Source organism: Candidatus Methylomirabilota bacterium, assembly GCA_035260325.1.
Taxonomy (GTDB): Bacteria; Methylomirabilota; Methylomirabilia; order Rokubacteriales; family CSP1-6; genus AR19.
In genome coordinates this window covers 1-23,562 of record DATFVL010000158.1, presented here as the reverse complement: position 1 = coordinate 23,562, position 23,562 = coordinate 1, and the positions used below count along the sequence as shown (strand labels likewise).

Sequence of the window (23,562 nt, the reverse complement as noted above, 5' to 3'; positions counted from 1 at the left end):
TCATTCGATTCCGTCCCGGCGGTAGTAGTCGGTGAACCACTTCGGGTCGGCCCGGAACTCGACACGGCCGTCGGGATGGATCCGCGCCGTCGCCCGTCTGGACGACAGGCAGAACTCGTGGATCGCGACCGGCATGCCGCCCGTGTGCGTGTAGGCCACCTCGACGTGGGTCGAGACCACGAGGGAGGTGCCGGCGAAGCCCATCGCGCCGATCCCGACGTAGTTCCCGAGCGCCGTCAGCTCCTCCTCCAGCGCGGCGACCTGCGGGTCGGGGTTCCGGCTGCCCACGACGCGCAGGCACGCCGCCTCCTTGCCGAGCCGCACGCAGGTGTCCTTCGAGCCGCCGATGCCCACGCCGACGATCGCGGGCTGGCACGCGAGGCCGCGCCGGCCGAACTGGACGAGCGTGTCCACGAAGAAGCGCTTGACGCCGCCGACGCCGTCGGCCGGGAAGAGCATCCGGTAGTCGCTGCCGAACAGGCCGCCCTTGTGGACGGTGGTGAGATCGAGCCAGTCCGCGTCCGGCTCGAAGGTGTAGGTCACCTCGGGGGCGTGGACGCCGACGTTGTTGTCGTGGTCCGCGCGCGAGAGGGGGTGGACGCGGTTCGGTCTGAGCGGGACCGACGCCGTCGCGTCGGCCGTCGCGCGCCTGAGCGCGCGCTCGAGCGCCACGAACCCGCCCTCGACGACCGCCTCGTTGCCCGCCTTGACGTAGTAGCGCGGCAGTCCGGTGTCCGCGCACATGGGCCGGCGCTCGGCCGTCGCGACGTCCCAGTTCCGCTCCATCTCGGTGAGCACGAAGCGCGCGAGACGGTTCCGCTCGCGCTCGCGGGCCAGGCGGACCCCCTCGCGGTAGTCGGCGGGGATGTCGATCGCCGCGCGCGCCATGAGCTCGCGCGCGGTGTCCTCGACGAGCTTCAGCGGGATGGGCCGGGGCACGCCGTCGCCTCGACCCTAGCTTATTACATCGGCGCCGGCCGGGTCGTGCGGACGCGGTCGGGCGCGAGCCCGCGCGCGCACCACGCCGCCGCAAGCCCGCCCGCGCCCAGCGTGACGAACGCCCAGCCCCACGCGGTCGGGGAGGCGCCGGGCGGGTTCGTCACGTCGAGGACGCGGCCGAACACGATCGGCGCGACCGCGCCGGCGCCGAAGCCCATGAACGAGCGCAGCGCCAGGGCCGCGCCGAGGTGCGGGGGGTCGACCGCCTCGGTGAGGGCCGTCGAGAGCACGGGCGAGTCGCCGAGCGCGGCGAAGCCGTACAACGCGCCGACCGCGAAGACGACGGCGAGGGGCAGGCCGATCAGCCAGCCGAAGACGAGCGAGCAGACGGCGCTCGTCGCGGCCAGGCCGAGGAGGACGACGCGCCGGCCGAGGCCGTCCGACAGCCGGCCCATCGAGGTCGAGGCGAGGAGCCCCATCAGATGGAACGCGGCCGACACGTACGAGGCGAGCTCCACGGCGCGGAGCGAGCCCTCGCCCGACACGGCGAAGACCGCGGCGACGAACGCGGGAGTCCACGCCCACATGCCGAGCAGCTCCCAGGAGTGGAACGTGTAGCCGAGGATCAGCCGGACCGCCGGGCGGTTTCCGAGCACCGCGGTGCCGAAGCGCGCGCCCTCGTGCCGCGGGTGCACGACGTTGGGGGTCGCCCGGAGCACGAGCCACACGATCACCACGCCGAGCACCGGGCCGAGCGCGCTGGCGAGGAACGCGAGCGGGTAGCCGCCCGCCCGCACGGCCGCGCCCGAGACGACGAGTGAGAGCGCGTAGCCCGCCGACGAGCTCGCGATCAGCCAGCCCACCGCGGCGCCGCGCCGCGCGGGCGGGTAGCGGTCGGCGAAGAGCATGATCGCGGTCGTGTAGGTCCCGCCCTGGGAGAGGGCGACCAGCGTGTAGAGGACGAGGCCCGTGAGGTAGGAGCGCGCGAAGGCCGCGAAGAGGAGCCCGGAGACCGCGCTGAGCCACGCCGAGCCGAGGAAGACGCGCCGCGCGCCGACCCGGTCGGCCAGCGCGGAGAAGAACACGAGCGACACGGCGTAGCCCGCCTGGAAGCCGGTGGAGATCGAGCCCGCCGCGGTCGCCGTCATCCCCCACTCGGCGCGGAGCACCGGCAGGGTCGCGGCGTACGTCATGAACATGGACGTCATGAACGTCCGCGACGCGCAGACCGCGAGAAGCCATCCGTCGAGCCTCACGGACGGCGGAACGCCTGACCGATGAACTCCTGGAAGCGGTCCTCGAGCTCCGCCGCGACGGCGTCGGCGACCTCGGCCGCCGTCCCCGCACGCTCGGCGACCGCGCTCCGGGTCCACTGCTCGATGTAGGCCTCGGAGCCCTCGAGGCCGAACTGCATGGCGACGGAGTCGATCAGCGACTGGAAGCGCTCCGAGAGCTGGCGGGTGACGGCTCCGGCGCCGTCGCGCGCCTCGACGACCGCGGGGATGTCCCGCCAGGCGATCACCTGGTACGTCGCCACGCCGCTCTAGCGGCCGCCCATGAACTGACCGAGGAGCGTGATGCGGTCGCCCGGCCGGAGCGGCGAGTCGAGCGCGTGCCCGATGCCGAGGACGGCGTCGTTCACGAGGACCTCGATGTGCTCGCCGAGCTCGTCCCCGTGCCAGAGCGCGGCCTGGAGGTCGGGATAGCGGGCCGAGAGCCGTCCGAGCACGCTCCGGACCGTGGCGCCCGGCGGCAGCGCCTCCTCGAACACCCGCCGCCCGGTGCCGTCGCCGCCGATGAACTTCGTGACCCAGGAGGCGACCTCGACCGGGATGGTCGCGGCCGTCGCGCCCGTCGAGGCCATCAGGACGGGACGCAGCAGGACGCCCCCTTGGCGAGCGGCAGGCCGCGGGGCGCGTCCTCGAGGTCGCGGTTCAGCACGTACACCTCCCACTCCACGCCGTCGGGATCGTGCACCCAGAACTTGTCCTGGTTCGCGTGGCAGCAGTCCACGCCGAGCTCCTCCCGCACGGCGAGGCCCGCCGCCTTCACCCGCGCGAGCTGGCGCAGGACGGCGTCGCGCGACGCGACCTGGATCCCCACGTGATCCACCGGGCCGCCGCCCTCCGCGGGCCGCCCCTCGGACAGGGCGAGGTTCAGCGGGCCCCACGGCGGCAGGAACTTCACGTAGCCCGGCTTCTCCTTCACGGGCTCGGCGCCGAAGAACCGCCGGTAGAACTCGCGGCTCTTCGCGAGGTCGGAGACCTTCATGTGCACGTGGACGCGGGGGAGGTCGGTCATGGCATGCTCCTTCAGCAGCAGGCGGTCAGGAGCCGGACCAGCTCCGAGACCGTGTCGGGGCGCGCCGAGTAGTAGACGAAGCGCTCCTCCTTCCGGCTCCGGACCAGCCCCGCCCGGCGCAGCGCGTCGAGGTGGTGGGAGAGGGTCGGGCCCGGGATCTCGAGCGCGGCCTGGATCTCCCCGGCGGGCACCTCCCGCGCCTGGCGCACGAGCAAGAAGAAGATCTGCAGCCGGGAGAGGTGCGCGAGCGCCTTGAACGCCTCGACGTGGTCCTCGCGGGCCTGGAGCCGGACGAGCGGGAGCGTCTTCACATTTCCAAGTTTATAAAACTATCGAAGCGCCGTCAACCCCGGGGCTTGGGGGCGCCCTCGGCCTCGAACTCCTCGCGCTTGGTCTTGAGGCGCTTCATGAGCTCGTCGAACGAGGTGGTCCGGATGATCTTGTCGAACTGGGCGCGGTAGTTGGCGATGAGGCTCACGTTCTCGATCAGGACGTCGTAGATCAGCCAGCGATCGCCGCGCAGGAGCAGCCGCGACTCGACCGGGACCTCGCTCCCCTTCCTGGTGAGGACCCTCGCGCGCACGACGGCGTGGTCGCCGTCCACGGTCTCGGCGACGTAGCGGACCTTCTCGCCGCCGTACTGGTCGATCCGGGCGATGTACGTGCGCTCGAGGAGGTCGCCGAAGAGGTGGGTGAACTCCTCCCGCTCGGCGGCCGTCCGCGCCTGCCAGTGACGCGCGAGCGCGCGCCTCGCCGTCTCGCCGAGGTCGAAGATCTGGGCGGCGATCTTGCGTACCGCGTCGCGCCGGTCCTGGGGGCGGAGCGCCGGGTCGTCGAGCACCTTGAGGACCTGGTCCGTGTAGTCGCGGAGCTGGTCGGTCGGCGACGAGCCGGCCCAGACCGGCGCCGTGCAGGCGACGCAGAAGCCCAGGACGACGAGTCGTGTCGCGATGATCACAACGGGTAGGAGTATAACCCGACGGCCGCGGCGCTAATGCTCGAAGGCTTCCCGGGAGCGTCCGCGGCCGGGGTCGAGCCGCGCGGCGCCGGCGGCCGCGGTGGCCGAGGCGCGCCGCCGTACCTCGCGGACGACGAGCGCGGCCGCGGCGACCTCGAGGGCCGCGGCGACGAGGTACACGGCACGGACGCCCGCGGCGTGGATCAGGAGCCCACCCGCCAGCGGACCCAGGATCCCGCGTACGCCTGCGAGCGCGGCGCCGATCGCGACGTACTGCGGGGCGCGCCGCGGGCCGGCCGCGTCGATCACGACCAGCATCCAGACGAGGTCGAGGCCCACGCCGGCGAGGGCGTCGGCGGCCGAGCTACCGACGAGGGCCCACGGGCTTCCCGCAGCAAAGCAGATCGCGGGGGCCGCCGCGCCGATCAGGTACATCAGCGCGAGCGCGGCGAGGCTCGAGCGCCGGTCCACGAGCCAGCCCCAGCCCGCGCCGCCGAGGAGCGCCGCGCCCGCCGCGACGGCGGCGAAGACGCCGACCTGCGCGGCGCTCGCGTTCAGCACGTCCACCAGCAGGAGCGGATGCGCCGGCGTCTGGATCCAGCAGCCCGCGCCGAAGAGGAACGCGGCCACGAGGAGGCGCCTGAAGCCGTGATCGTCACGGACCGTCGCCCACGCGCCCGCGAGCGCCGGGCCCGACGCGGTGTCGCCGCCGGCGGGCGGCTCGGGCACCCTGAGCCGCCCCTGCGTGAGGCTCGCCGCCATCCCCACGACCGCCGCGGCGGGGAAGATCCAGCGCCAGTCGACGCGCTCGAAGAGCTGGCCGGCGGCGAGCGCCAGGACGATGCCGAGCGCCGCACCGGCCATCTTCACGACGCCGAGGGCCCGGCCGCGCTCGGCGCGCGGATAGACGCGCTCGACGACGGCGGCCTGCGCCGGCCCCGCGGCGGCGCCGAACACGCTCGACGCGACGACGAGCCCCGCGAACGACCACGCGCCGGCCGCGAGCGGCACGAGGAGGAAGGCCCCGCGGGCGACGACCGCGGGCCAGACGAGGTACGGGAGCGGCGCGCGCCCCCCGAGTGCCTGCGCCCACGCGAGCGAGAGCAGGAGGCTCGCGCCGGTCGCGGCGGACATGACCGAGAGCTGGAACGGCGTGGCGCCGAGGTCGCGTCGGAGGATCAGCCCGACGAACGGCCCCGTCAGGCCGGCGAAGACCGCCAGAAGGACGGCCGCGGCGATGTCGATCCGGAGCGCCGTGCGGATGCCGGGGCTGAAGCGTCGCGTGACCATGCCTCTCGATTATGGCGTATTCTCCCGCCCATGACGACCGAGCCGAGCGCCCCGCCGACCCTCGCGGGCCGGGTGGCGCTCGTCACCGGCGCCGGCCGCGGCATCGGCCGGGCGATCGCCGTCGCGCTCGCCGCGATCGGCGCCGACGTCGCGGCGGTGGACCTCGAGCCGCCGCTCGACACCCGCGCGCGCGTCGAGGCCCTCAAGCGCCGCTGCCTCCCGCTGCGCGCCGACGTCGCCAATCGCGCCGCCGTGGAGGCGGCGGTCGAGCGCACGCTCGCGGAGCTCGGGCGGCTCGACGTCGTCGTCAACAACGCCGGCGTCGGCGAGCGGCTCGCGCTCGAGGACCTCGACGAGGCGACGCTTCAGCGCGAGCTCGACGTGATCCTGAAGGGCACGATCCTCGTGAGCCAGGCGGCCTACCCGCACCTGAAGCGGGAGGGCGGCGCGATCGTGAACATCGCCTCGGTGTCCGGCATGGCGGGGGGCGCGGTCTCGCGCCCGGAGGACGAGACGGCCACGCGCGGCGGCCGCACCGGCCCGGCGTACGCGGCGGCAAAGGGCGGCGTCATCGCGTTCACCCGCTGGCTCGCGAAGGACGCCGGCCGCTACGGCGTGCGGGTCAACGCGGTCGCGCCCGGGCCCGTGCAGACCGACATGACCCGCGGCTACGACTACAACGTCATGGCGCAGCCCATCTCGCGCATGGGGCACCCCGACGACATCGCGCAGGCGGTCGTCTACCTCGCCTCGCCGATGTCGAGCTTCGTGACGGGTCAGGTGCTCGTCGTGGACGGCGGCGTCGTGCTCGACTAGGAGCCCCGGAGGAGTCCGCCATGCCTATCAGCGCCCTCGACAACCACCGCCGGCGCCGCGTGCGCGTCCTCGACACCGAGCTCGCCTTCGTGGACACGGGCGCGGGCGACCCCGTCGTCTTCCTGCACGGCAACCCGACCTCCTCGTACCTCTGGCGGAACGTCATCCCTCACGTCGCGGGCGGCGCCCGGTGCCTGGCGCCGGACCTGGTCGGCATGGGCGACTCGGGCAAGGCGCCGGGCGGCTCGTACCGCTTCGTGGACCACGCCCGCTACCTCGACGCCTGGTTCGACGCCCTCGGCCTCGACCGGAACGTCACGCTCGTCGTCCACGACTGGGGCTCGGCGCTCGGCTTCCACTGGGCGCGCCGCCATCCCGAGCGCGTGCGGGGTCTCGCGTACATGGAGGCGCTCGTCCGCCCGATGACGTGGCAGGAGTGGCCGGAGCCGGCCCGCAAGATCTTCCAGGCGATGCGCTCGCCCGCGGGCGAGGAGGTCGTGCTCGCGAAGAACGTGTTCGTCGAGCGGCTCCTGCCGGCGAGCGTGCTGCGCGGGCTCACGCCCGAGGAGATGGAGCGCTACCGCACCCCCTACCGTGAGCCCGGCGAGTCGCGCCGGCCGACCCTCACCTGGCCGCGGCAGATCCCGCTCGACGGCGAGCCCGCCGACGTCGCCGAGATCGCGCGCGCGTACGCCGACTGGCTCGTGCGGAGCCCGGTGCCCAAGCTGTTCGTCAACGGCGATCCGGGCTTCCTCGCCACGGGCGCGGTCCGCGACTTCTGCCGGACCTGGCCGAACCAGCAGGAGGTCACGGTGAAGGGCACGCACTTCCTCCAGGAGGACTCGCCCGACGAGATCGGCCGCGCCGTCGCCGCGTTCGTCCGGCGGCTCAGCGCGGAGCCAGGCGCTCGATAGAGACGACGAGGAGGGCGTCCGGCGTGTCCTTGAGGCCGAACGCGATCCGGTCGCCGGGCCGGAGGCCCGCGAAGAGGCCGGTGGAGGCCGCGATGAAGGGCATGTCCATCGCCTCCTCCATGAGGCCGTGGATCGGGGCGTGGTGGATGATGATCACCGGGCGGGTCGCGTGGAGGCTCGACGGCGGTGGGAGGACCGCGACGACGGTGCCCGTGCCCCGCCAGTCAGCCTTCGGGGATGACGCGCTCTGCGAGGCGGCGGGCGCCGCGGAGAGCAGCGGCACCAGGAGTCCCGCGACGAGCGCGGCGCTCCACCCACGCATGCGCCATTGTAAACGAGGAGACGACCATGAAGATCCGTGAGGTCAAGAGCCACGTCCTGTGTCACGCGCTGCCCGAGGCCGAGGTCTTCGGCTCGTCCAAGGGCTGGCCGGTCGCCGCCATCTCGGCGATCGACATCGCGCTCTGGGACCTCACGGGCAAGGCGAGCTCGACCGGCGCGTCCTCGAGCGCTACCGCGTCTAGCCGTCAGTCTGCGGTGCTCAGTTCAGCCGGGCGCGCAGCGAATGGAGCGTGCGGCGGAGCTCGGCGTCGTCGGGGGCCAGGCGCACGGCGGCCTCGAACTCGCGAAGCGCGTCCCACCAGCGTCCCTGCCGGACGTAGATCCGGCCGAGGTTCATGTATGGGAATTGCCGGGGCTCGTAGCGCGGCGCCCGCTTCGCCTTCTCGAGCCACGGGATCGCCTCCTCGAGCTTGTCCTGCTGCATGAGGTAGCAGCCGATGTCGTTGTAGGGGTTGCCGAAGTCGGGGTCCACCTCGATGGCCCGCAGGCACTCGGCGGTGGCCTCCGCGAGCCGGCCCTGGAAGCTCAGCGTCCAGCCGAGGAACGTGTGCGCCTCCGCGGTCGGCCGCTCCGCGATCGAGCCCCGGTAGAGCTCGATCGCGCGGTCGAGGTCGCCCTTCATCTGGTGGCGGTACGCCGCCTGCCAGAGCTCGGTCGCGCGCCGGAGTCGCTCGGCGTCGTCCATCGGCGCCTCAGACGGGCCAGGCTTCGCGGCGGTGGCCCATCTCCCAGAACATCCACTCGTACCGGCTCGTCGTGACGAAGTGCCGTCTCATCGCTGCCCGCTCCGCGTCGCCGAGCCGCGCCGCGGTGCGGTCGGTCGCGTCGAGGACGGCGCGCACGACGCCGCCGAACTCCTCGGAGGCGTAGGTGCCGATCCAGCGCGCGTAGAGCGGGTCGGGCGAGCCCGCACGCTCGAGCTCCTTGCCGACCTCCCAGTAGATCCAGTAGCACGGCAGGAGCGCGGCCACCGCCTCGTGCCAGGGCGCCGCGTAGGCGACGGCCAGGAGGTAGCTCGTGTAGGCGAGGTTCGTCGGCGCCAGCGGCGTGGCCGCGACGGCCTCGGGGGTGAGTCGCCACTCGGCGAAGAAGCCCTCGTGGAGCGCGCGCTCGACCTTCAGGGCGCCGGCCGCGTGCTCGTCGAACATGCTGATCCACTCGTCCGCGGGCGCCCGTGCCGCCGCGAGCGAGAGGGCGCGGGCGAAGTCCCGGAGGTAGAGCGCGTCCTGCACCGCGTAGAAGCGGAAGCTCTCGCGTGGGAGCGAGCCGTCGGTGAGGCCGCGCACGAAGGGGTGGCGGAGGATCGCCGTCCAGATCGGCGCGATCGCCTGCCAGAGCTCGCCCGTGAAGGTGCCGCCCATGCCGCGCTAGCGCCCGCGGAACACCGGCTCGCGCTTCTCGACGAAGGCCGTCGCCGCCTCGCGATGGTCCTCGGTCATGCCGCAGCGCGTGTGGTGCCAGGCCTCGAGGTCGAGCGAGTCCTTGAGCGCCCCGGTCTCCGCCGCGTTGAAGTTGCGCTTCATGTACCGGAGCGCGACGCGCGGGCCGCGCGCGAGGCGCTGGGCCAGCGCCAGCGTCTCGTCCTCGAGGTGCCTGTCCGGGACGACGCGGTTCACGAGCCCGAGCAGGAGCGCCTGCTGGGCGTCCAGGATGTCGGCCGTGTAGTAGAGCTCGCGCGCCTTCGCGGTGCCGACGAGCCGGGTAAGGAACCAGCTCCCGCCGAAGTCGCCCGAGTAGCCCACGCGCGCGAATGCCGGCGCGAAGCGCGCCGTGTCGCCGGCGACCCGCAGGTCGCACGCGAGCGCCAGCGAGAGCCCGGCGCCCGCCGCGGCGCCGCGCACCATCGCGATCGTCGGCTTCGGCATCTCGTGGAGCCAGCGCGAGACCTCCATGCGTCCGCGGAGGGCCTGGGCGCGCTCCTCGAGGGTCGTGCCCTCGGCCTCGCGCCCCTCGGCCATCGCCTTCACGTCGCCGCCCGCGCAGAAGCCGCGCCCGGCGCCGGTGAGGACGACGGCGCCCACCTCCGGGTCGTCGGCGAGCCGGGGCAGCGCCGCGAGGAGCGCGTCGAGCATCGGCCGCGACATGGCGTTCAGGCGGTCGGGGCGATTCAGCGTGAGGACGGCGACGCCGTCCTTGACGGACTCGAGCAGGTCCTGGGTCATGGAGGTCCTCCGGTCACGACGTGTGCGGCGATGGTACCATCGCCGCGGGAGGACGCCATGCTCGCGATGAAGCCCGTCAGGGATGCGAGTCACCTCTACGAGGTCGAGCGGCGCGCCCGGCACGCCGAGCGGCCCGGCTTCTGGATCACCGAGCTCCAGATCTCGCCGACGCAGCAGGTGCCCTGGCATTATCACACGAGCACGCAGGACACCTTCTACGTGCTCGATGGCCGGCTGCGCCTGTTCCTGCGCGACCCGAAGGTGGAGGTCCGGCTCGCGCCGGGCGAGACCTACACGGTCAGGCCGGGCCGGCCGCACCTCGTGACGAACCCGGGCAAGACGTCGGCCGTGTTCCTCGTGCTCCAGGGCATCGGCGAGTACGACTACGTCCCGCTGACCTGAAACGCGGCAGCGACTGTCTCGCGTTTCTCCGCCATCAGCGCGAAGTCGAGTGCGAGTCGTTCTCGCTCACGTCTTCATGGGGTCAAAATGATACGTCGGCTTTGTTTCGCAAATTCCACCCGCCGAAACATTCAGGGTCTGTCCCGCTACTGAGCCTTCGTCACGTCACCGCGAATCGGAGGCGGGAGGGTCTCACCGCGCCGGTGCCTCTGCAGGCGCTCGAACTGGGCGATCTGCCTCTCGCGACTCAGGCGCCTTCTTGTCGCGCCGGACCTCTTTTCGAGTCCCGGCCGGCGCGGTGGGCGGCACCGGATCTCCGCGCGAGGAGACCGTAGAGAATCTCGTCGTCGATGCTAAGCCCCCACGCGAGAAACCGACCGGGTGAGCCAACAGCCTGCACGCCCCGTTGACATCGGGGCGCCTTTCGGCCTTACTGTCGGCCACCGGGGCTCGGCACGGCCGTCGTGGAGGGCCGTGTGAGAGTGAGGAACGAATAATGAACAACGAACGTGGAATCGCGCTGCCGATGGCGCTGATCGTCATGGTGATCCTGACCGCGCTCATGGCCGCCTTCGCCGTCCTCGTGACTTCTGGCAGGGCGCCGGAGTACCTGGAAGCACTTTCCCGATTCCAAATCCCATAGGCGTCCAGCTGGCCTACGGTGTGAGCGAGTTGATAGCACACGAGCGGTTCGAAGGGGGATGACACGAACGGGGGAACGACCTCGGCCGTGTTCCTCGTGCTCAAGGGCGTCGGCGAGTACACGGCTCCCTACGGCGATCGCCGCCGACGCGCCCGAGCTCGAGGAGGAGGTCGGAGCGTAACCTCGCGTCGCCCGGCTCGAGTACGAGCGCCTGCTCGAGGACGAAGCCTGTCATGACGCCGAGGAGGTGCCGGGGGCTACTTGTTGGGGCGGAATCGTCAGGACTGAGCTACCCGTCTTCAGGGAAATCGTCGCGCGCTGGACGAGCGTTATCCAGAGTGAGGTCGAACAATGCCTCCTGTCCCGGCTCTACGACGATTTTCAGACGCCACTTCGGCCGCGCGATCGCGTCGCTCAGCTTGTACTGGCCCGGGACGATGCGCGTGAACTGGTAACGGCCCTCTTCGTCGCTCCGCACCCAGTAGAAACGCTCCGCGGTAGGAGTGTTGCGAAGTCCGTGGAGGAAGATCTGGAGCCTCCCCTGAGGCGTCGGTAGCTGCCCGGGCTCGGCCCAGAGAACCACGCCGTGAACTCCCGCGTCGCCGAGGTCTGGATTGCTAGGCTCGGCGGCTGCCTGAATGGGCGCCTGAGCTTTGCCGCTGGCAAGCCAGCGTCGTGCCGTCGTCGCCTCTTCTGAGTCGGATGGCGCATGTGCCACGACCCACTCGAACTCGCGTGTCGCTTCATTCCGCAAGTCGAGCCAGGTGGCGCAGACCGCCAGGTTATAGTGCAGGAAAAGGCTACCCGGATCTTGCTCGAGGGCTGCCCGCAGGTGGGGCGCTGCGGCGGACCAGTTGGCGATGGCGAGCGCCTTCCTGGCCTCCGCGAGGTGGTTTACGGCTCCCGGCGCCTCGGACACCCGCGGTACCTCAGGAGCGCGCTGGCAACTCCCGATCGCGAGCGCGAGACTGAGCGTCACTAAGCCGAGCGCCGACCTCAAGATCCAGACACTTCTCGATACGTTCCGGGACTGAGGAACCAGTTCTGGCTGAGCGTGCCGCCGCCGTTGCGGACGCTTGGGCAATTGTAGCTGACCGGGTTGTTCCCAATGGTGAGGGTGTCGACGGAGGTCGCACTCGAATCCAGCAGGTTCGCCGAGATGGCGGCACCCTGGATATTGCCGTTTCCAGCGCCGTGGAGGATAAGATTGTTTTGCGCGTAGATGAGCCCCGTCAGGTTTCCAATGTTACCCGTCCAGGTCAGATCGCCATTGACGACGAGCCACCCGCTCCAGTTGGAGCCTCCGTTGAGATGCAGGTTGGCCTTGTTGAGGGAAGTTAGAGGCCCGCCGTCAGTCGTGTCTACGAAGATGATGCCATTGCTCGGCGGGTAGCTCCATGTCGCCTGCGTCGCCGTGTAATAGGTTCCCCGCGCCTGCGCCATCGCCTTGAGTGCGGCCATGTCTGAGCTGCTCAAGAACATGCTGCTCGGGAAGCTGGCGTTTTGCTGAATGGAGGGGGAAATACCACCTGGACCGTAGAGCCCGGGGGTTCCGTTCGTGCCGACGGTTCCGGTGGCGCCCACTGCGGCGGCTGGCGTCACCCCGGCGCAGAACGCCCCTGCGGGCGCCGACCCCTGTGCTGTCAACGAGGCATTCAGGGTGGCGGTGCCGCCGACCTGGACGTTCCCGGGAAACGGGGCGGCCGGGCTGCCGGTGCAGAGCGCGCAAAGGGGGTTGATCCAGTTGAGCCGTGTCACGGTCACCTTGATCTGCTTGATCGCGATCGGGTTCGTCGCGTTCGGGACGTAGCCTCTGGCGGTCACGAGCTTCTGGTTCGGCTGCGCCCCGTCTTGAATCACCACCTTGAAGCTGCCGACGCCCAGCGTTGTCTCGGTCGCGCCGTCATAGGGCCCCAGGGCCGCGGGCAGGCAGTACGGCGTGCAGCCCGAGGCCCCGGCCGTGAGGATGAGCGCGTTCGGCGCGACACCCCCATTCTGGCCTGAGGTCAGGGCCCAGAGCACGCGCTCGATGCCGGACTCCGCCAGCGCGCGGGCCTGCGCGCTCGCGACCTGGTTGCTCGCGATCTGTGGCTCGCTCGTCGCGAGGACGGCAAAGGCCGCCATGAGCGCGGTCAGAATGACCATCACCATCAGCGCCATCGGCAGCGCAATTCCGCGTTCGTTGTTCATTATTCGTTCCTCACTCTCACTTGGCCCTCCACGACGGCCGTGCGGATGTTCGGCGCCGCGATCGTCGTGTCCTCGGGCCTCGTCGTGAGCTGGATGTCGATCGAGCGGACGTTCGCCGCCGTCGTGGTCACGACGTTGTTAATGTCGTAGTAGGTGATCGTGAGCGCACTCACGCCGCCGATCAGGGTGTCGGGCTGGTTCGCGGCGCCCGTCTGGTTGCGCTGGAGGAGGTACGGCGCGCTGGCGCCGCTCAGCGAATATTCGACGGTGATCAGCATGGTGCTATCGCAAGGGGTCGTCGCGGGGTTGGTGCCGTCGCAGTAGGTGAACTTCACGTCGGTCGAGGTCGAGGTGATGATCGTCGTCGCCGTCCGCAGCTCGCGGAGCATCCGGTCGAGCGCCACGCGCGCGTTCTGCTGGACCTCCGCGCGACCGGCGCTGTACTGGTAGGCGGTCTGCCCTTCCTGGAGCGTGAGGAGGAGCCCGGCCAGGAGGAGCCCCAACACGGCCATGGCCGTCAGGAGCTCCGCGAGCGTGTACCCGCGCTGGTCGTTGATCCCGGGCATCCGCGTCGCCGGCGTGCTCATCGCTGGCTCACGATCATCGAGACCGAGTACGACTTGGTCCCGGAGGCGGCATTCCCGGTGGCGGTGAGCGACGTGTAGCTCACCGTGACGGTGACGAAGCGCATGCCGGGGTCCACGATTCCCATGCACCCCGCTCCGGCTCCGCAATCCGTGACGCGGACCTGCCGGGAGTAACCGTTGAAGTTGGTGATCGAGGTCGTGCTCTCGTCCGCCTCCCAGGTGAGCGCGCCGCCGGGGTTCACGAACGTCGCGCCGAGCGTGCAGGTCGCGCTTCCCGGGGTTTTCGGCGCCGCGGTCGACGACGCCGAGACGCCGAGACAGTCGTTGGCCGGCGTCGACGTCCACGGCAGGACCTTGATCTGCTCGAGCTTCTGATCGGCGAGGAACGTCGCCGTGGAGAGCTGGTAGCCCTCCTGCACGGCGTAGGTCGCGATCGGCACGATCGTCCCGAGCGCGACGAACGCGAGTGAGACGATCACCGCGGCGACGAGCACCTCGGCGACCGTGAATCCGCGCTGGTCTCTGAGAGTCATGGTCATGGCCCGATCGTGACGCGCCCGGAGAGGGCGACGGTCACGTGCATGGAGGCGTTGTCGACCGGGTTGGTCACGGTGTAGACGCCGGCGGTCGTCGCCGCGCCCATGAAGTTGAACACCGAGTTGGCGGTCGTCGAGCTGACGGTGACGCCGTTCTGGAGGGTGAACCAGCCGCCGCCGTCCGTGCCGGCGCCCGTCCACACCGTGCCGGCGCACCCGCCCGTCAGGAACTGCACCTTGTTCGTGCTCTGCTTCACGCAGACCGTCGTGTTGTTCGAGATCGCGACCTGGCGCCCCCGGTTGATGATGGTCGCGAGCTCGCGCGCGCCGCCCTGGAGGGTGGCCGCGCGCCAGTAGTTGACGAACGCGGGGGCGCTGACCGTCGTGATGATGGCGATCACGCCCACCAGCACGAGCAGCTCGACGAGGCTGAACCCGCGGCTGCCCACCGTCCGGCCCACTGCCCAGTAATATACGTCAAACACCCCAGGAGCGAGCCTCTCCGGCGTCGATCCCGGCGCAACGCGGCGCATTCCGAAATCTCTACGAGACATACCCGTCGGTCATACAAGCAATCTCCACACCAACCCCGTGAGAGCGTTGATTTTTATTAGCTCCCGATACGTTGCTCGGGAGCTTCCCGACCCACCCGCGTCCGGAAGTGACAATTCTGTACCCATGCGCTGGGCCTTTTTGACCCTCGGGCAGCTACCCGACGGGAGCGGCGGAGCGCCGCGTCAGGGCAGAGGCGAGGCCGCGGGCTCGTGACGCGGATCCCTGACCGCCGCGACCAGGATGGCGAGGCCGACCGCGCCGGCGAGGGCCGCCAGGACGAAGACGGCGGCGAAGCCCCGGGCGTCGGCGATCAGGCCGGCGACGAGGGGGGCGCCGAACGCGACCGGCGCGAGGGACGTGGTCCCGAGGCCGATGTAGGTCGGCCGCTCCTCGGGTGAGGGCGCGAACTCGAGCAGGACGTTCAGGTTCGAGATCGTGACCGCCGCGCCCTGGAGGCCCGCCAGCACGAACACGGCACCGAACGCCGCGAGCGAGGACGCGGCGAGGGCCCAGACGCTGGCGCCCAGCATCGCGGCGACGCCGGTGATGAGCACGAGCCGGTGGCCCGCGTGGTCGGCGAGCCAGCCGAGCGTCACGGTGCCGATGACCTGGCCGGCGAGGAGCAGCGTGGTGAACACGCCCACCTGGGCCTCGGGCGCCGCCCAGCCGGTGAGCGCGTAGACCGTGAAGAAGCCGCTCCCCATCGAGCCGACCATGCCGAACGCGCGCGCGGCGAGGAACCACGTGAGGTTCCGGTTGCGGCGCAGCAGCGCCGGCACGCGCGCGAGGTAGGTTTTCAGCGCGACGGCCGGCGCGGGCGCCGCGGCCGGCGGCTCGTGGACGAGCAGCAGCGCGGCGAACGAGATCCCCATGCACGCCGCGGCGCAGAGGAAGCACACGCCGTAGCTCGCCGGCGGCGGCAGCACCGCGAGAATGCGCGCCGTCAGGAAGCTCCCCGCGAAGCCGCCCAGGCCGGCGAAGAGGGCCGAGCCCGCGAAGAAACGGCCGCGCACCGTCACCGGGATCGCGCGGCCGATGATGTCCATCCACGCGGGCATCACCACGCCGCCGGTGCCCGTGATGGTGAGGAGCATCAGGAGCAGCACGGCGAGCGTCAGGGCGGGCGCGCGCTCGGCGAGGAGAAAGGCGGCGAGGACCATGACCAGGAACGGCGCCCGTTCCCAGACCGTGTAGCGCACGACGAACGGGAGCTTCCGCGCGAGCGTCTGCGTGTGTCCCGCGGCGAACAGCGACGGCAGGAACCAGCCAAGCGTCATCACCGCGGGGATCGCGCCGATGACGACGTTGGGCGCGCCGAGGTGCGCGGCGAACGCGGGCAGGATCGTGGACTGGGACGCGAACGAGAACCCGATCAGGAAGACCGAGTGGTCGAGCCCGAGCGCCAGGATGTTGCGGCGGAGGCCGGGCGTCAGCGCCATTCGGCCGCCTCGAGGTCGGCGGCGAGCTGGCGCACGAGCGCCCGCCAGTCTCTCCCGTCGGTGCCGATGCTCACCCGCGTGGCCCCCTCGCCCTCGGGGCTGGCGCTCACGCGGACGACCTCCGGCAGGAGCCGCCGGCCGGCGCGCGCCTCGAGCGTCCCCGCGCGGGCATCATAACGGATGACGCGCGCCCCGAGCCGGCGGAGCGCGAGCGAGGCGCGGTGGACGACGTCCTCCGGCGCCGCGCGCACGACCAGCTCGCGCGCGGCCATCAGTCCGGCACGGAGCGGAGGCACGGCACGCGGGATCCGGGCGGGCTCAGGCGAGGCGGATGTCGAGCCAGCCGTGGCGGGTGACGGTCACGCGCTCGTCCTCGCGCGCGAGCACCGTCGTCGTCGCCGACTCGAAGATCGCCGGGCCCTTGACCTCCTGGCCCGGCACGAGCGCGTCGAGCTTGAAGACCGGCACCTCGACCCAGTCGCCGAGCCACACGCGCCGCCGCCCGGGCCCGGCCCCCGCGCGGCGCGTGGCGGCGCCGCCCTCGGCGGGCAGCACCGGCAGGCGGCCCACGACGGCGACGCGCGCGTTGACGATGACGACCTCCTGGCCGGGCGCGCTGTAGGCGTAGAGCTCCTCGTGGCGGCGATGGAAGCGCGCGGCGACCTCGTCCAGCAGGCCGGGCGCAGCGAGGTCCACACCGTCGAGCGGCACCTGGATCTCGAAGATCTGCTCACCGTAGCGCATGTCGAGCGAGCGGTGGACGCCGATCGACCCCTCGAACGCGCCGAGCCGCTTCCGCCCCTCGGCCTCGAGCTCGGCGAAGAGCCGTCGCAGCGCCGCGGGGGTCATGTACCCGACCTCGCTCACGTGGGAGCGGACGAGCTCGTAGCGGAGGTCGGTCGCGAGCATCCCCCACGCCGACAGCACCGCGGCCACCGAGGGCACGACGACCCGGCGGATCTCGAGGAGGCGCGCGACCTCCGTGATCTGCAGGCCCGCCGCGCCCCCGAAGGCGACGAGCGCGAACTTCCGCGGATCGACGCCGCGCCGCACCGAGACGATCCGGATCCCCTCGGCCATGTTGGTGTTGACGACGCGCGAGATCCCGAGCGCGGCCTCCACGACGCCGGTGCCGAGCTGCCTGGCGATCTGCGCGACCGCGCGCTCCGCCGCCTTCGCGTCGAGCCCGATGCGGCCGCCGAGGAAGTTCGCCGGGTCGAGGTAGCCGAGGACGAGGTTCGCGTCGGTCACGGTGGCGCGGGTTCCGCCCTTCGCGTAGCACGCGGGGCCCGGGTCGGCGCCCGCGCTCTCGGGCCCGACGTGGAGGATCTTCCCCGGGTCCACCCGCGCGATCGAGCCGCCGCCCGCGCCGAGCGTGTGGATGTCGATCGCCGGGAGCGCGACCTTGGCGACGCCGACCGTCTTCTCGCCCGTGAGCTGGGGCTCGCCCTGCTGGAGGAGCGCGATGTCGGTGCTCGTGCCGCCCATGTCGAAGGTGATCAGGTTCCCCTCGCCGAGGAGGCGCGCCGCGTAGCGGCCCGCCGCGACGCCTCCCGCGGGGCCCGACAGCACCGCGCCGGCCGCGAGGCGCGCCGACTCCTTCACGGGCGCGACGCCGCCGTGCGACTGCATGATGAGCACGTCGCCCCGGTAGCCCGCCGCGCGGAGCTTTGCGGCGAGGCTCGCCAGGTAGCGTGCGAGCGCGGGGCCGACGTACGCGTTCACGACCGTCGTCCAGACCCGCTCGTACTCCTTGATCTGCGGCAGCACCTCGGACGAGAGCGAGACGTAGACGCCGGGCAGGCGCTTCGCGACGACCCGTCCCGTGTCCCGCTCGTGCTTCGGATTGCGGTAGGAGTGGAGGTAGCAGACGGCGACCGACTCGACGCGGTCCTTCGCGAGCTTCGCGAGCGCCGCGCCGAGCGACTTCGCGCGGAGCCGCTCCAGCACCGTGCCGTCGAACCTCATGCGCTCGCGCACGCCGAGGCGCCGCGCGCGCGGCACGAGCGGGACGGGCGGCGGCATCCTGAGGTTGTAGCGGTCGTCCTTGAGCCCTTCCCGCATCTCGACCACGTCGCGGTGGCCCTCGGTCGTCAGCAGGCCGACCCGGGCGCCCTTCCGCTCGAGCAGCGCGTTGGTCGCGACCGTCGTGCCGTGGACGACGGACGCGGTCTCGGCGAGGAGGCCCCCGAGGTCGGTGCCGAGCTCGGCGGCGAGGAGGCGCAGCCCCTCCATGAGCCCCTCGGACGGGTCGCGCGGCGTGGAAGCGGTCTTGGCGATGACGACCCGTCCGCCGTCGTCGACCGCCACGAGGTCGGTGAAGGTGCCGCCGACGTCGATCCCGATGCGGTACACGCGGCTCAGTCAGGCAGGAGGTCGGCGCCCGGCTCGGGCTGGACGTCGAACGCGTTGAGCGCGGAGGCGATCATCGCGTAGTAGCCGGCGGTCGCCGTCAGCTCGACGAGGGCCCGCGCGCCGAAGCGCGCGTGGAGCGTCCGGTAGGTCCCGTCGTCCACGCGGTGGGCGCGGAGGAGCGCCGTCACGAACTGGACGATCTCGGCCTCGGCCGGCGTCAGGCCCGCGGGCGCGCGCTTGTCGCGGATCGCGGCGATCGCCTCGCCGCGCACGCCCGCCTTCCGCGCGAGCGGCACGTGGGCGGCCCACTCGTAGCGGCAGTCCATCGCCCGCGCCGTCGCGAGGATCGCCAGCTCGCGCTGCTCGCCCGAGAGCGCGGACTCGAAGCGGATGTAGGCGCCGAGGTGGGCGATGCGCTTGGCGGCCTCGGGACTGTGCAGGAGCACCCCGAAGGGCCCGGCCACCCGGCCGCGGCTCTGCGTGATGAGGTCGAACGCGGCGTGGTGCTCGGCCGGCAGCTCGTCCTTCGTGGTGATGAGCGGCACGCGGGCCATCAGTAGAGGGTCCTCTTGAGGTTCTCCTCGCTCTCGCGCTGGTACTCCTCGCGCGTCCTGCCCTCGGGGCGCACCTGGTCGTAGATCACGCTCGCCATCGACGGGAGCGCCTCGCGGCCGGGCCAGCGCGCGGGCTCCCACAGCTCGGAGCGCAGGAACGCCTTCGGACAGTGGAAGAAGCACTCCTCGACCTCCACGCCGATCGCGAGGAGCGGCTCCCGTCCCCGCGCGGCGAGCGACGCGAGCAGCTCGGCGTCGCGCACGATCCAGGCGCGGCCGTTGACCCGGAGCGTCTCCTCGCGCCCGGGGACGAGGAAGATCATCCCGACGTGCGGGTTCTGGAGGAGGTTCCGCATCCCGTCGAGCCGCTTGTTGCCCGGCCGATCGGGGACGACCAGATGGCGCTCGTCGAGGACGCGGACGAAGCCCGGCGCGTCGCCCTTGGGCGACACGTCGCACCGGCCGGCGCCGCTCGACGTCGCGAGCAGCAGGAACGGCGACCGCGCGAGGAACGCGCGGCAGTGCTCGTCGAGGACCGCGACGTCCTTCTTCACCGCCCGCTCGCTCGGGGAGCCCAGGAGGTCCCGCAGCTCCGCTTCCGACGTCACCACGTGCTTGAACATGCCGTCCCCCCTCACCTGGCCGCCTTGATCCAGTCGGCGATCGCCTTCACGACCTCGTCGTCGATCCCGAAGTACCCGTGATGCGCATAGCCCTCGCACGGGTCGCCGACCGGCGACCCGCCCCGGAACGCGACGACCTCCTTCTTCGGCGCCCGCTTGAGCCGCCGCGGGAGCGTCCACGCGTCGGCGATCGGCGTCACGACGCACGCGTCGTTCTCGTGGTGCACCACGAGCGTCGGCACGCGGATCTCGTCGAGGTCCACGTCGCTCAGCGTGACGCCCACGACCCGGCTCCTGCGCGTCACGCTCGACGTGAGCACGAGCCCGTCGGGCCCGCCCTCCCTGAGCCGCGCGGCGGCGTTCGCCGCGGAGATCGTCCCCATGCTCGTCCCGACGACCCACACCGGCACGCTCGCCTCGCGGCGCAGCGCGGCGATGACGGCGGCGATGTCCTGCGCGTGCTCCTTGCTCGCCCTGAACGCGCCGTAGCCGTAGCCCGTCTTGTGGTCGGACGGCACCTCCACGACCGCGACGAGGATGCCGTGCCCGGCGAACGTCCGGCGGTTCCTGACGAGGAAGTTCCCGCGTCCCCACCCGGGATTCTTCAGGCGCCCCACCCCGACGACGCCCTCGCCGCCGGAGAAGAGGACCACGCTCGCCACCGGCGGCGCGTCGGGCGTGATCAGGAAGAACGCGTCCGTCACGCCCGCGCGCGTCGCGAGTGTCCGGACCTCCTCCTGGAAGGCCGCGCACGGCGACGCGAGCGGCAGGAGCGCGAGGAGCGGCAGCGTCCCCCGGAGCTGCACCCTAGCGCGTCTTCCGCGCCCGCGACACGCCGCCGCGCCTGGTCACAAAGCCGTTCGCGAGGTCCGCCGCGCGCGCCTCGCGCGACCGCCTCGACGGCGGCCCGTAGCCGCCGCCGCCGGACGACTCGACGAAGAACACGTCCCCCGGCCGCACGACGACGCCGACCTCCTTCGTCTTGAGGAAGCGCGGCGCCCGCCCGCGCGAGAGCAGCCGGTACCGGTGCGGGAGGCCGTCCCGGCCGCCGAGGAGACCGTACGGCGGATGGCGCACGCCGTCGCCCGCCGTGTTCGCGACCGCGGGCTCCTCCGTGTCCACGCGCAGGCGGAGCACCGCGCCGACGCCGCCGCGGTGCCGGCCGTCGCCGGCCGAGTCCGCGCGGAATTCGTGGTGCTCGAACGTCAGCGGGAACCGCACCTCGGCGACCTCGACGCTCCCGAACTTGATGCCGCCGGCCGCCTGGCCCTCGCCGGCCGTCTCCCAGCCGTCGCCCACGGCCGTCGCGCCGCCGCCCGGCCGCGCGTGGAACATGTGCCAGATGAACGGCCGCTTGGTCCGCGGATTGACGCCCTTGATCGCGATGCGGAAGCGCCGCCCCCAGCCCGCGATCGTCCGCTCGGGGCACGCGGGCGCCAGCGCCTTGATGATCGCCTCGGCGATCTCCTGGGCGCAGTGGTTGGTCGCGAGCGTGACCGGCGCCGGCGCGTACGGCCAGACGATCGTGCCCTCCTTCAGGATCGTCTTCACCGGGCGGAAGGTCCCCGAGTTCTTCGGCGTGCGTGGGTCGATCAGGTAGGCGAAGGCCATGTGGACCGACGACATCGTGTTCGGGAACGACGAGTTGATGAAGCCGTGGACCTGCCGGTGCGACCCGGAGAGGTCGACCGTGAGCGCGTCGCCCTTCTTCGTGACCGTCGCGCGGATCCAGATGTCGGTGAAGCCGTGGCCGTCGTCGTCGAGGATCGACTCGCCGCGATACACGCCGTCCTTCCACGTCCGGACGCACGCGCGCGCCTGCTTCTCGGCGCCGTCGAGGATCTCGTCCACGGCGCCGACGACCGTCTTCGTGCCGTACTCGTCGAGGAGCGCGTGCAGCCGGCGCTCGCCGACCTTCGCCGAGCCGATCATGGCGTTGAGGTCGCCCATGAAGTCGTGCGGGTGGCGGACGTTCGTCGTGATCATCTTCAGCACGTCGTCGCGCAGCTCACCGCGATCGTAGAGCTTGAGCGGCGTGATCCGGAGCCCCTCCTGCCAGATCTCCGTCGCGGCCGGGTTGTAGGCGCCGTGCGTCGCGCCGCCGATGTCCGACTGGTGCGCCCGGTTGATCGACCAGAAGGCGACCTCGTCGTCCACGAACACGGGCACGAACGCCGTGAGGTCGGGCAGGTGGTTGTTGCCGTGGTAGGGGTCGTTCAGCAGGAAGACGTCCCCGGGATGCACGCGCCCGAGGAACGCGTCGCGCACCGACTCGACGGCCCAGGGGATCGCGCCCACGTGGATCGGCACGTGCTCGGCCTGGGCGACAAGGCGCGCCTGGTCGTCGCAGAGCGCCGTCGAGAAGTCGCGGCTCGAGTTGAGGATCTGCGAGTAGGCCGTGCGCAGCATCGCCTCGCCCATCTCCTGGACGATGGCCTCGAAGCGGTGCGTGAGGACGGAGACCGTGATCGGGTCGAGCATGTGAGGATGATACATCATGGTAGTATCCCCCGGCGATGGCGCTCCACATCGGCGTGATCGGCGAGGGCACGTGCTCGCGGCGCGTCGCGCGCGACGCCGAGCGCGTCGGCGCCGCCATCGCGGGCGCCGGCGCCGTCCTGCTCTGCGGCGGGCTGCGGGGCGTGATGGAGGCCGCCGCGCGCGGCGCCGCCCGCGCCGGGGGCCTCGTCGTCGGGGTCCTTCCCGGTTTCTCTCGGAGCGACGCGAACCGCTGGGTGACGGTGCCGATCGTCACCGGCATGGACCAGGCCCGCAACGTCGTCCTCGTCCGCTCGTGCGACGCAATCGTCGCCGTGGGTGGCCGGTACGGCACGCTCTCCGAGATCGCGCTCGCCCTCAAGCTCGGCGTGCCCGTCGTCGGTCTCCGCTCCTGGCGTCTCCGCCAGCCCGAGGGCCGTCGGGTGCCCCTCGTCCGCGCCGCGACGCCCGAGACGGCGGCGCGCACGGCGCTCCGCGCGGGGGCCCGCGCGCGCGCCCGCACCCGCACCTGGCTCGCGTAGTCACCTCGGTGGGCAGGTGAGATAGACTGCCCCGCATGATCGCCGTCGGCGTGGAAGGGCTCACCAAGCGGTACGGGCACGTCGAGGCGCTCCGCGACGTCTCGCTCGGCTTCGAGCCCGGGCGGCTGACGGCGATCCTCGGACCCTCGGGGTGCGGCAAGACGACGCTGCTCCGCTCGATCGCGGGCTTCGCCCGCGTGGACGCGGGCACGATCCGCTTCGGCGGCGAGGACGTCACCGGGCTGCCGCCGCAAGCGCGGGCGACGGCGATGGTCTTCCAGAATTATGCCCTCTGGCCGCACATGACCGTCTTCGACAACGTCGCGTACGGCCTCCGGCTCAAGCGCCTGCCCCGCGAGCAGATCCGCCGGCGGGCGCTCGAGGCGCTCGCGCTCGTCGAGATCGGTGACGTCGAGGCGGTCGCGCGCCGGAAGCCCGGCGCCCTCTCCGGCGGCCAGCAGCAGCGGGTGGCGCTCGCCCGCGCGCTGGTGGTCGAGCCGCGCGTGCTGCTGCTCGACGAGCCGCTCTCGAACCTCGACGCCAAGGTCCGCCAGCGCCTGCGCGTCGAGGTGCGCCGTCTCCAGCGGCGCGTCGGCATCACCGCGATCTACGTCACCCACGACCAGGAGGAGGCGCTCGCGATCGCCGATCAGGTCGTGCTGATGAGCGCGGGCCGGGTCGTCCAGACGGGCGCGCCGGAGGAGGTGTACCGACGCCCCGCCGACCTCTTCGCCGCCGACTTCCTCGGCGTGAGCACGCGGCTCCGGGCGCACGCCGAGGCCGGCGCGCTCACGCTCGGCGGCCAGCGGTTGCCCTACGACGGTCCGCTGCGCGGGCCCGTCGAGGTGGTGCTGCGCTCCTCGGATCTCGCGTTCGGCGGGCCGGGCCCGGCACTCGCGGGCGAGCTCGAGGAGACGCTCTTCCTGGGCGCGCACT

General features: G+C 72.0%; 30 protein-coding genes. 6 read left to right on the top strand and 24 right to left on the bottom strand.

Annotated elements, in window-relative coordinates; genetic code table 11:
* The 8 genes from VKG64_10535 to VKG64_10500 are packed head-to-tail and all read right to left on the bottom strand — an operon-like array spanning position 1 to position 5,488.
* Positions 1 to 939, bottom strand: coding sequence for a fumarate hydratase (locus VKG64_10535; GenBank protein HKB25479.1), 939 nt, complete (start codon positions 937 to 939; stop codon positions 1 to 3).
* Positions 940 to 962: 23 nt separating this feature from the next.
* A complete protein-coding gene (locus VKG64_10530; protein ID HKB25478.1) occupies positions 963 to 2,195 on the bottom strand; it encodes an MFS transporter in 1,233 nt (410 codons plus the stop codon).
* Positions 2,192 to 2,476 carry a virulence factor gene (locus VKG64_10525; GenBank protein HKB25477.1) on the bottom strand — a complete coding sequence of 95 codons (285 nt, stop codon included), beginning with the start codon at positions 2,474 to 2,476 and terminating at the stop codon, positions 2,192 to 2,194. The genes VKG64_10530 and VKG64_10525 overlap by 4 nt, the downstream gene beginning before the upstream one ends.
* 6 nt (positions 2,477 to 2,482) lie before the next feature.
* Positions 2,483 to 2,803 carry a MoaD/ThiS family protein gene (locus tag VKG64_10520; GenBank protein HKB25476.1) on the bottom strand — a complete coding sequence of 107 codons (321 nt, stop codon included), beginning with the start codon at positions 2,801 to 2,803 and terminating at the stop codon, positions 2,483 to 2,485.
* A complete protein-coding gene (locus tag VKG64_10515; GenBank protein HKB25475.1) occupies positions 2,803 to 3,240 on the bottom strand; it encodes an ArsI/CadI family heavy metal resistance metalloenzyme in 438 nt (145 codons plus the stop codon). The genes VKG64_10520 and VKG64_10515 overlap by 1 nt, the downstream gene beginning before the upstream one ends.
* 11 nt (positions 3,241 to 3,251) lie before the next feature.
* Complete coding sequence (locus VKG64_10510; protein ID HKB25474.1) at positions 3,252 to 3,551, bottom strand: metalloregulator ArsR/SmtB family transcription factor; 300 nt, start codon at positions 3,549 to 3,551, stop codon at positions 3,252 to 3,254.
* A gap of 32 nt (positions 3,552 to 3,583) precedes the next feature.
* Entirely contained in the window at positions 3,584 to 4,198 is a 615-nt protein-coding gene (locus VKG64_10505) for an ABC transporter substrate-binding protein (protein ID HKB25473.1), read from the bottom strand.
* Between the two features lie 33 nt (positions 4,199 to 4,231).
* Positions 4,232 to 5,488 (bottom strand): MFS transporter, encoded by a 1,257-nt coding sequence (locus VKG64_10500; GenBank protein HKB25472.1) that lies wholly within the window; start codon positions 5,486 to 5,488, stop codon positions 4,232 to 4,234.
* Between the two features lie 30 nt (positions 5,489 to 5,518).
* Between VKG64_10500 and VKG64_10495 the strand changes: the two genes are divergently transcribed.
* Together VKG64_10495 and VKG64_10490 are read left to right on the top strand one after the other, a co-directional pair.
* Positions 5,519 to 6,304, top strand: a complete 786-nt coding sequence (locus VKG64_10495) for an SDR family oxidoreductase (GenBank protein HKB25471.1) — start codon at positions 5,519 to 5,521, stop codon at positions 6,302 to 6,304.
* Between the two features lie 20 nt (positions 6,305 to 6,324).
* Complete coding sequence (locus tag VKG64_10490) at positions 6,325 to 7,218, top strand: haloalkane dehalogenase (protein HKB25470.1); 894 nt, start codon at positions 6,325 to 6,327, stop codon at positions 7,216 to 7,218.
* Here VKG64_10490 and VKG64_10485 read toward each other — a convergent pair.
* From VKG64_10485 to VKG64_10470, 4 genes are all read right to left on the bottom strand, one after another.
* Positions 7,193 to 7,540 (bottom strand): copper-binding protein, encoded by a 348-nt coding sequence (locus tag VKG64_10485; protein HKB25469.1) that lies wholly within the window; start codon positions 7,538 to 7,540, stop codon positions 7,193 to 7,195. The two genes, VKG64_10490 and VKG64_10485, sit on opposite strands and share 26 nt — an antisense overlap.
* A gap of 219 nt (positions 7,541 to 7,759) precedes the next feature.
* Complete coding sequence (locus tag VKG64_10480; GenBank protein HKB25468.1) at positions 7,760 to 8,245, bottom strand: tetratricopeptide repeat protein; 486 nt, start codon at positions 8,243 to 8,245, stop codon at positions 7,760 to 7,762.
* A gap of 7 nt (positions 8,246 to 8,252) precedes the next feature.
* Entirely contained in the window at positions 8,253 to 8,921 is a 669-nt protein-coding gene (gene tenA, locus VKG64_10475; GenBank protein HKB25467.1) for a thiaminase II, read from the bottom strand.
* Positions 8,922 to 8,927: 6 nt separating this feature from the next.
* Positions 8,928 to 9,722, bottom strand: a complete 795-nt coding sequence (locus tag VKG64_10470; GenBank protein ID HKB25466.1) for an enoyl-CoA hydratase — start codon at positions 9,720 to 9,722, stop codon at positions 8,928 to 8,930.
* A 57-nt stretch (positions 9,723 to 9,779) separates the two neighbouring features.
* Between VKG64_10470 and VKG64_10465 the strand changes: the two genes are divergently transcribed.
* Together VKG64_10465 and VKG64_10460 are read left to right on the top strand one after the other, a co-directional pair.
* Positions 9,780 to 10,124 carry a cupin domain-containing protein gene (locus VKG64_10465; protein HKB25465.1) on the top strand — a complete coding sequence of 115 codons (345 nt, stop codon included), beginning with the start codon at positions 9,780 to 9,782 and terminating at the stop codon, positions 10,122 to 10,124.
* A 496-nt stretch (positions 10,125 to 10,620) separates the two neighbouring features.
* A complete protein-coding gene (locus VKG64_10460) occupies positions 10,621 to 10,767 on the top strand; it encodes a hypothetical protein (GenBank protein HKB25464.1) in 147 nt (48 codons plus the stop codon).
* 289 nt (positions 10,768 to 11,056) lie between these two features.
* On the opposite strand, the gene VKG64_10455 is transcribed toward VKG64_10460, so the two are convergent.
* The 12 genes from VKG64_10455 to VKG64_10400 form a co-directional block, all read right to left on the bottom strand.
* Positions 11,057 to 11,686, bottom strand: a complete 630-nt coding sequence (locus VKG64_10455; GenBank protein HKB25463.1) for a hypothetical protein — start codon at positions 11,684 to 11,686, stop codon at positions 11,057 to 11,059.
* Positions 11,687 to 11,763: 77 nt separating this feature from the next.
* A complete protein-coding gene (locus tag VKG64_10450; protein ID HKB25462.1) occupies positions 11,764 to 12,957 on the bottom strand; it encodes a pilus assembly PilX N-terminal domain-containing protein in 1,194 nt (397 codons plus the stop codon).
* Positions 12,957 to 13,544: a prepilin-type N-terminal cleavage/methylation domain-containing protein gene (locus VKG64_10445; protein ID HKB25461.1), complete on the bottom strand. Its 588-nt coding sequence runs from the start codon at positions 13,542 to 13,544 to the stop codon at positions 12,957 to 12,959. The genes VKG64_10450 and VKG64_10445 overlap by 1 nt, the downstream gene beginning before the upstream one ends.
* Positions 13,541 to 14,077, bottom strand: coding sequence for a prepilin-type N-terminal cleavage/methylation domain-containing protein (locus VKG64_10440; GenBank protein ID HKB25460.1), 537 nt, complete (start codon positions 14,075 to 14,077; stop codon positions 13,541 to 13,543). Before VKG64_10440 ends, VKG64_10445 begins: the two co-directional genes overlap by 4 nt.
* A gap of 2 nt (positions 14,078 to 14,079) precedes the next feature.
* Positions 14,080 to 14,541 carry a hypothetical protein gene (locus VKG64_10435; protein ID HKB25459.1) on the bottom strand — a complete coding sequence of 154 codons (462 nt, stop codon included), beginning with the start codon at positions 14,539 to 14,541 and terminating at the stop codon, positions 14,080 to 14,082.
* Positions 14,542 to 14,817: 276 nt separating this feature from the next.
* Positions 14,818 to 16,074: an MFS transporter gene (locus VKG64_10430; GenBank protein HKB25458.1), complete on the bottom strand. Its 1,257-nt coding sequence runs from the start codon at positions 16,072 to 16,074 to the stop codon at positions 14,818 to 14,820.
* Complete coding sequence (locus VKG64_10425; protein ID HKB25457.1) at positions 16,065 to 16,370, bottom strand: hypothetical protein; 306 nt, start codon at positions 16,368 to 16,370, stop codon at positions 16,065 to 16,067. Before VKG64_10425 ends, VKG64_10430 begins: the two co-directional genes overlap by 10 nt.
* Positions 16,371 to 16,392: 22 nt before the next feature.
* Positions 16,393 to 18,429, bottom strand: coding sequence for a hydantoinase/oxoprolinase family protein (locus VKG64_10420; GenBank protein ID HKB25456.1), 2,037 nt, complete (start codon positions 18,427 to 18,429; stop codon positions 16,393 to 16,395).
* Positions 18,430 to 18,434: 5 nt separating this feature from the next.
* Positions 18,435 to 18,983, bottom strand: coding sequence for a carboxymuconolactone decarboxylase family protein (locus VKG64_10415; protein ID HKB25455.1), 549 nt, complete (start codon positions 18,981 to 18,983; stop codon positions 18,435 to 18,437).
* Positions 18,983 to 19,606: a pyridoxamine 5'-phosphate oxidase family protein gene (locus tag VKG64_10410; protein ID HKB25454.1), complete on the bottom strand. Its 624-nt coding sequence runs from the start codon at positions 19,604 to 19,606 to the stop codon at positions 18,983 to 18,985. The genes VKG64_10415 and VKG64_10410 overlap by 1 nt, the downstream gene beginning before the upstream one ends.
* An 11-nt stretch (positions 19,607 to 19,617) precedes the next feature.
* On the bottom strand, positions 19,618 to 20,412 hold the full coding sequence (locus VKG64_10405; GenBank protein HKB25453.1) for an alpha/beta hydrolase: 795 nt from the start codon (positions 20,410 to 20,412) through the stop codon (positions 19,618 to 19,620).
* A gap of 1 nt (position 20,413) precedes the next feature.
* Positions 20,414 to 22,102 (bottom strand): hydantoinase B/oxoprolinase family protein, encoded by a 1,689-nt coding sequence (locus VKG64_10400; GenBank protein HKB25452.1) that lies wholly within the window; start codon positions 22,100 to 22,102, stop codon positions 20,414 to 20,416.
* A gap of 20 nt (positions 22,103 to 22,122) precedes the next feature.
* Between VKG64_10400 and VKG64_10395 the strand changes: the two genes are divergently transcribed.
* Together VKG64_10395 and VKG64_10390 are read left to right on the top strand one after the other, a co-directional pair.
* Positions 22,123 to 22,626 (top strand): TIGR00725 family protein, encoded by a 504-nt coding sequence (locus tag VKG64_10395; GenBank protein HKB25451.1) that lies wholly within the window; start codon positions 22,123 to 22,125, stop codon positions 22,624 to 22,626.
* A gap of 35 nt (positions 22,627 to 22,661) precedes the next feature.
* Positions 22,662 to 23,562, top strand: a 901-nt coding sequence (locus tag VKG64_10390; GenBank protein ID HKB25450.1) for an ABC transporter ATP-binding protein, incomplete at its 3' end; no start/stop codon positions are given.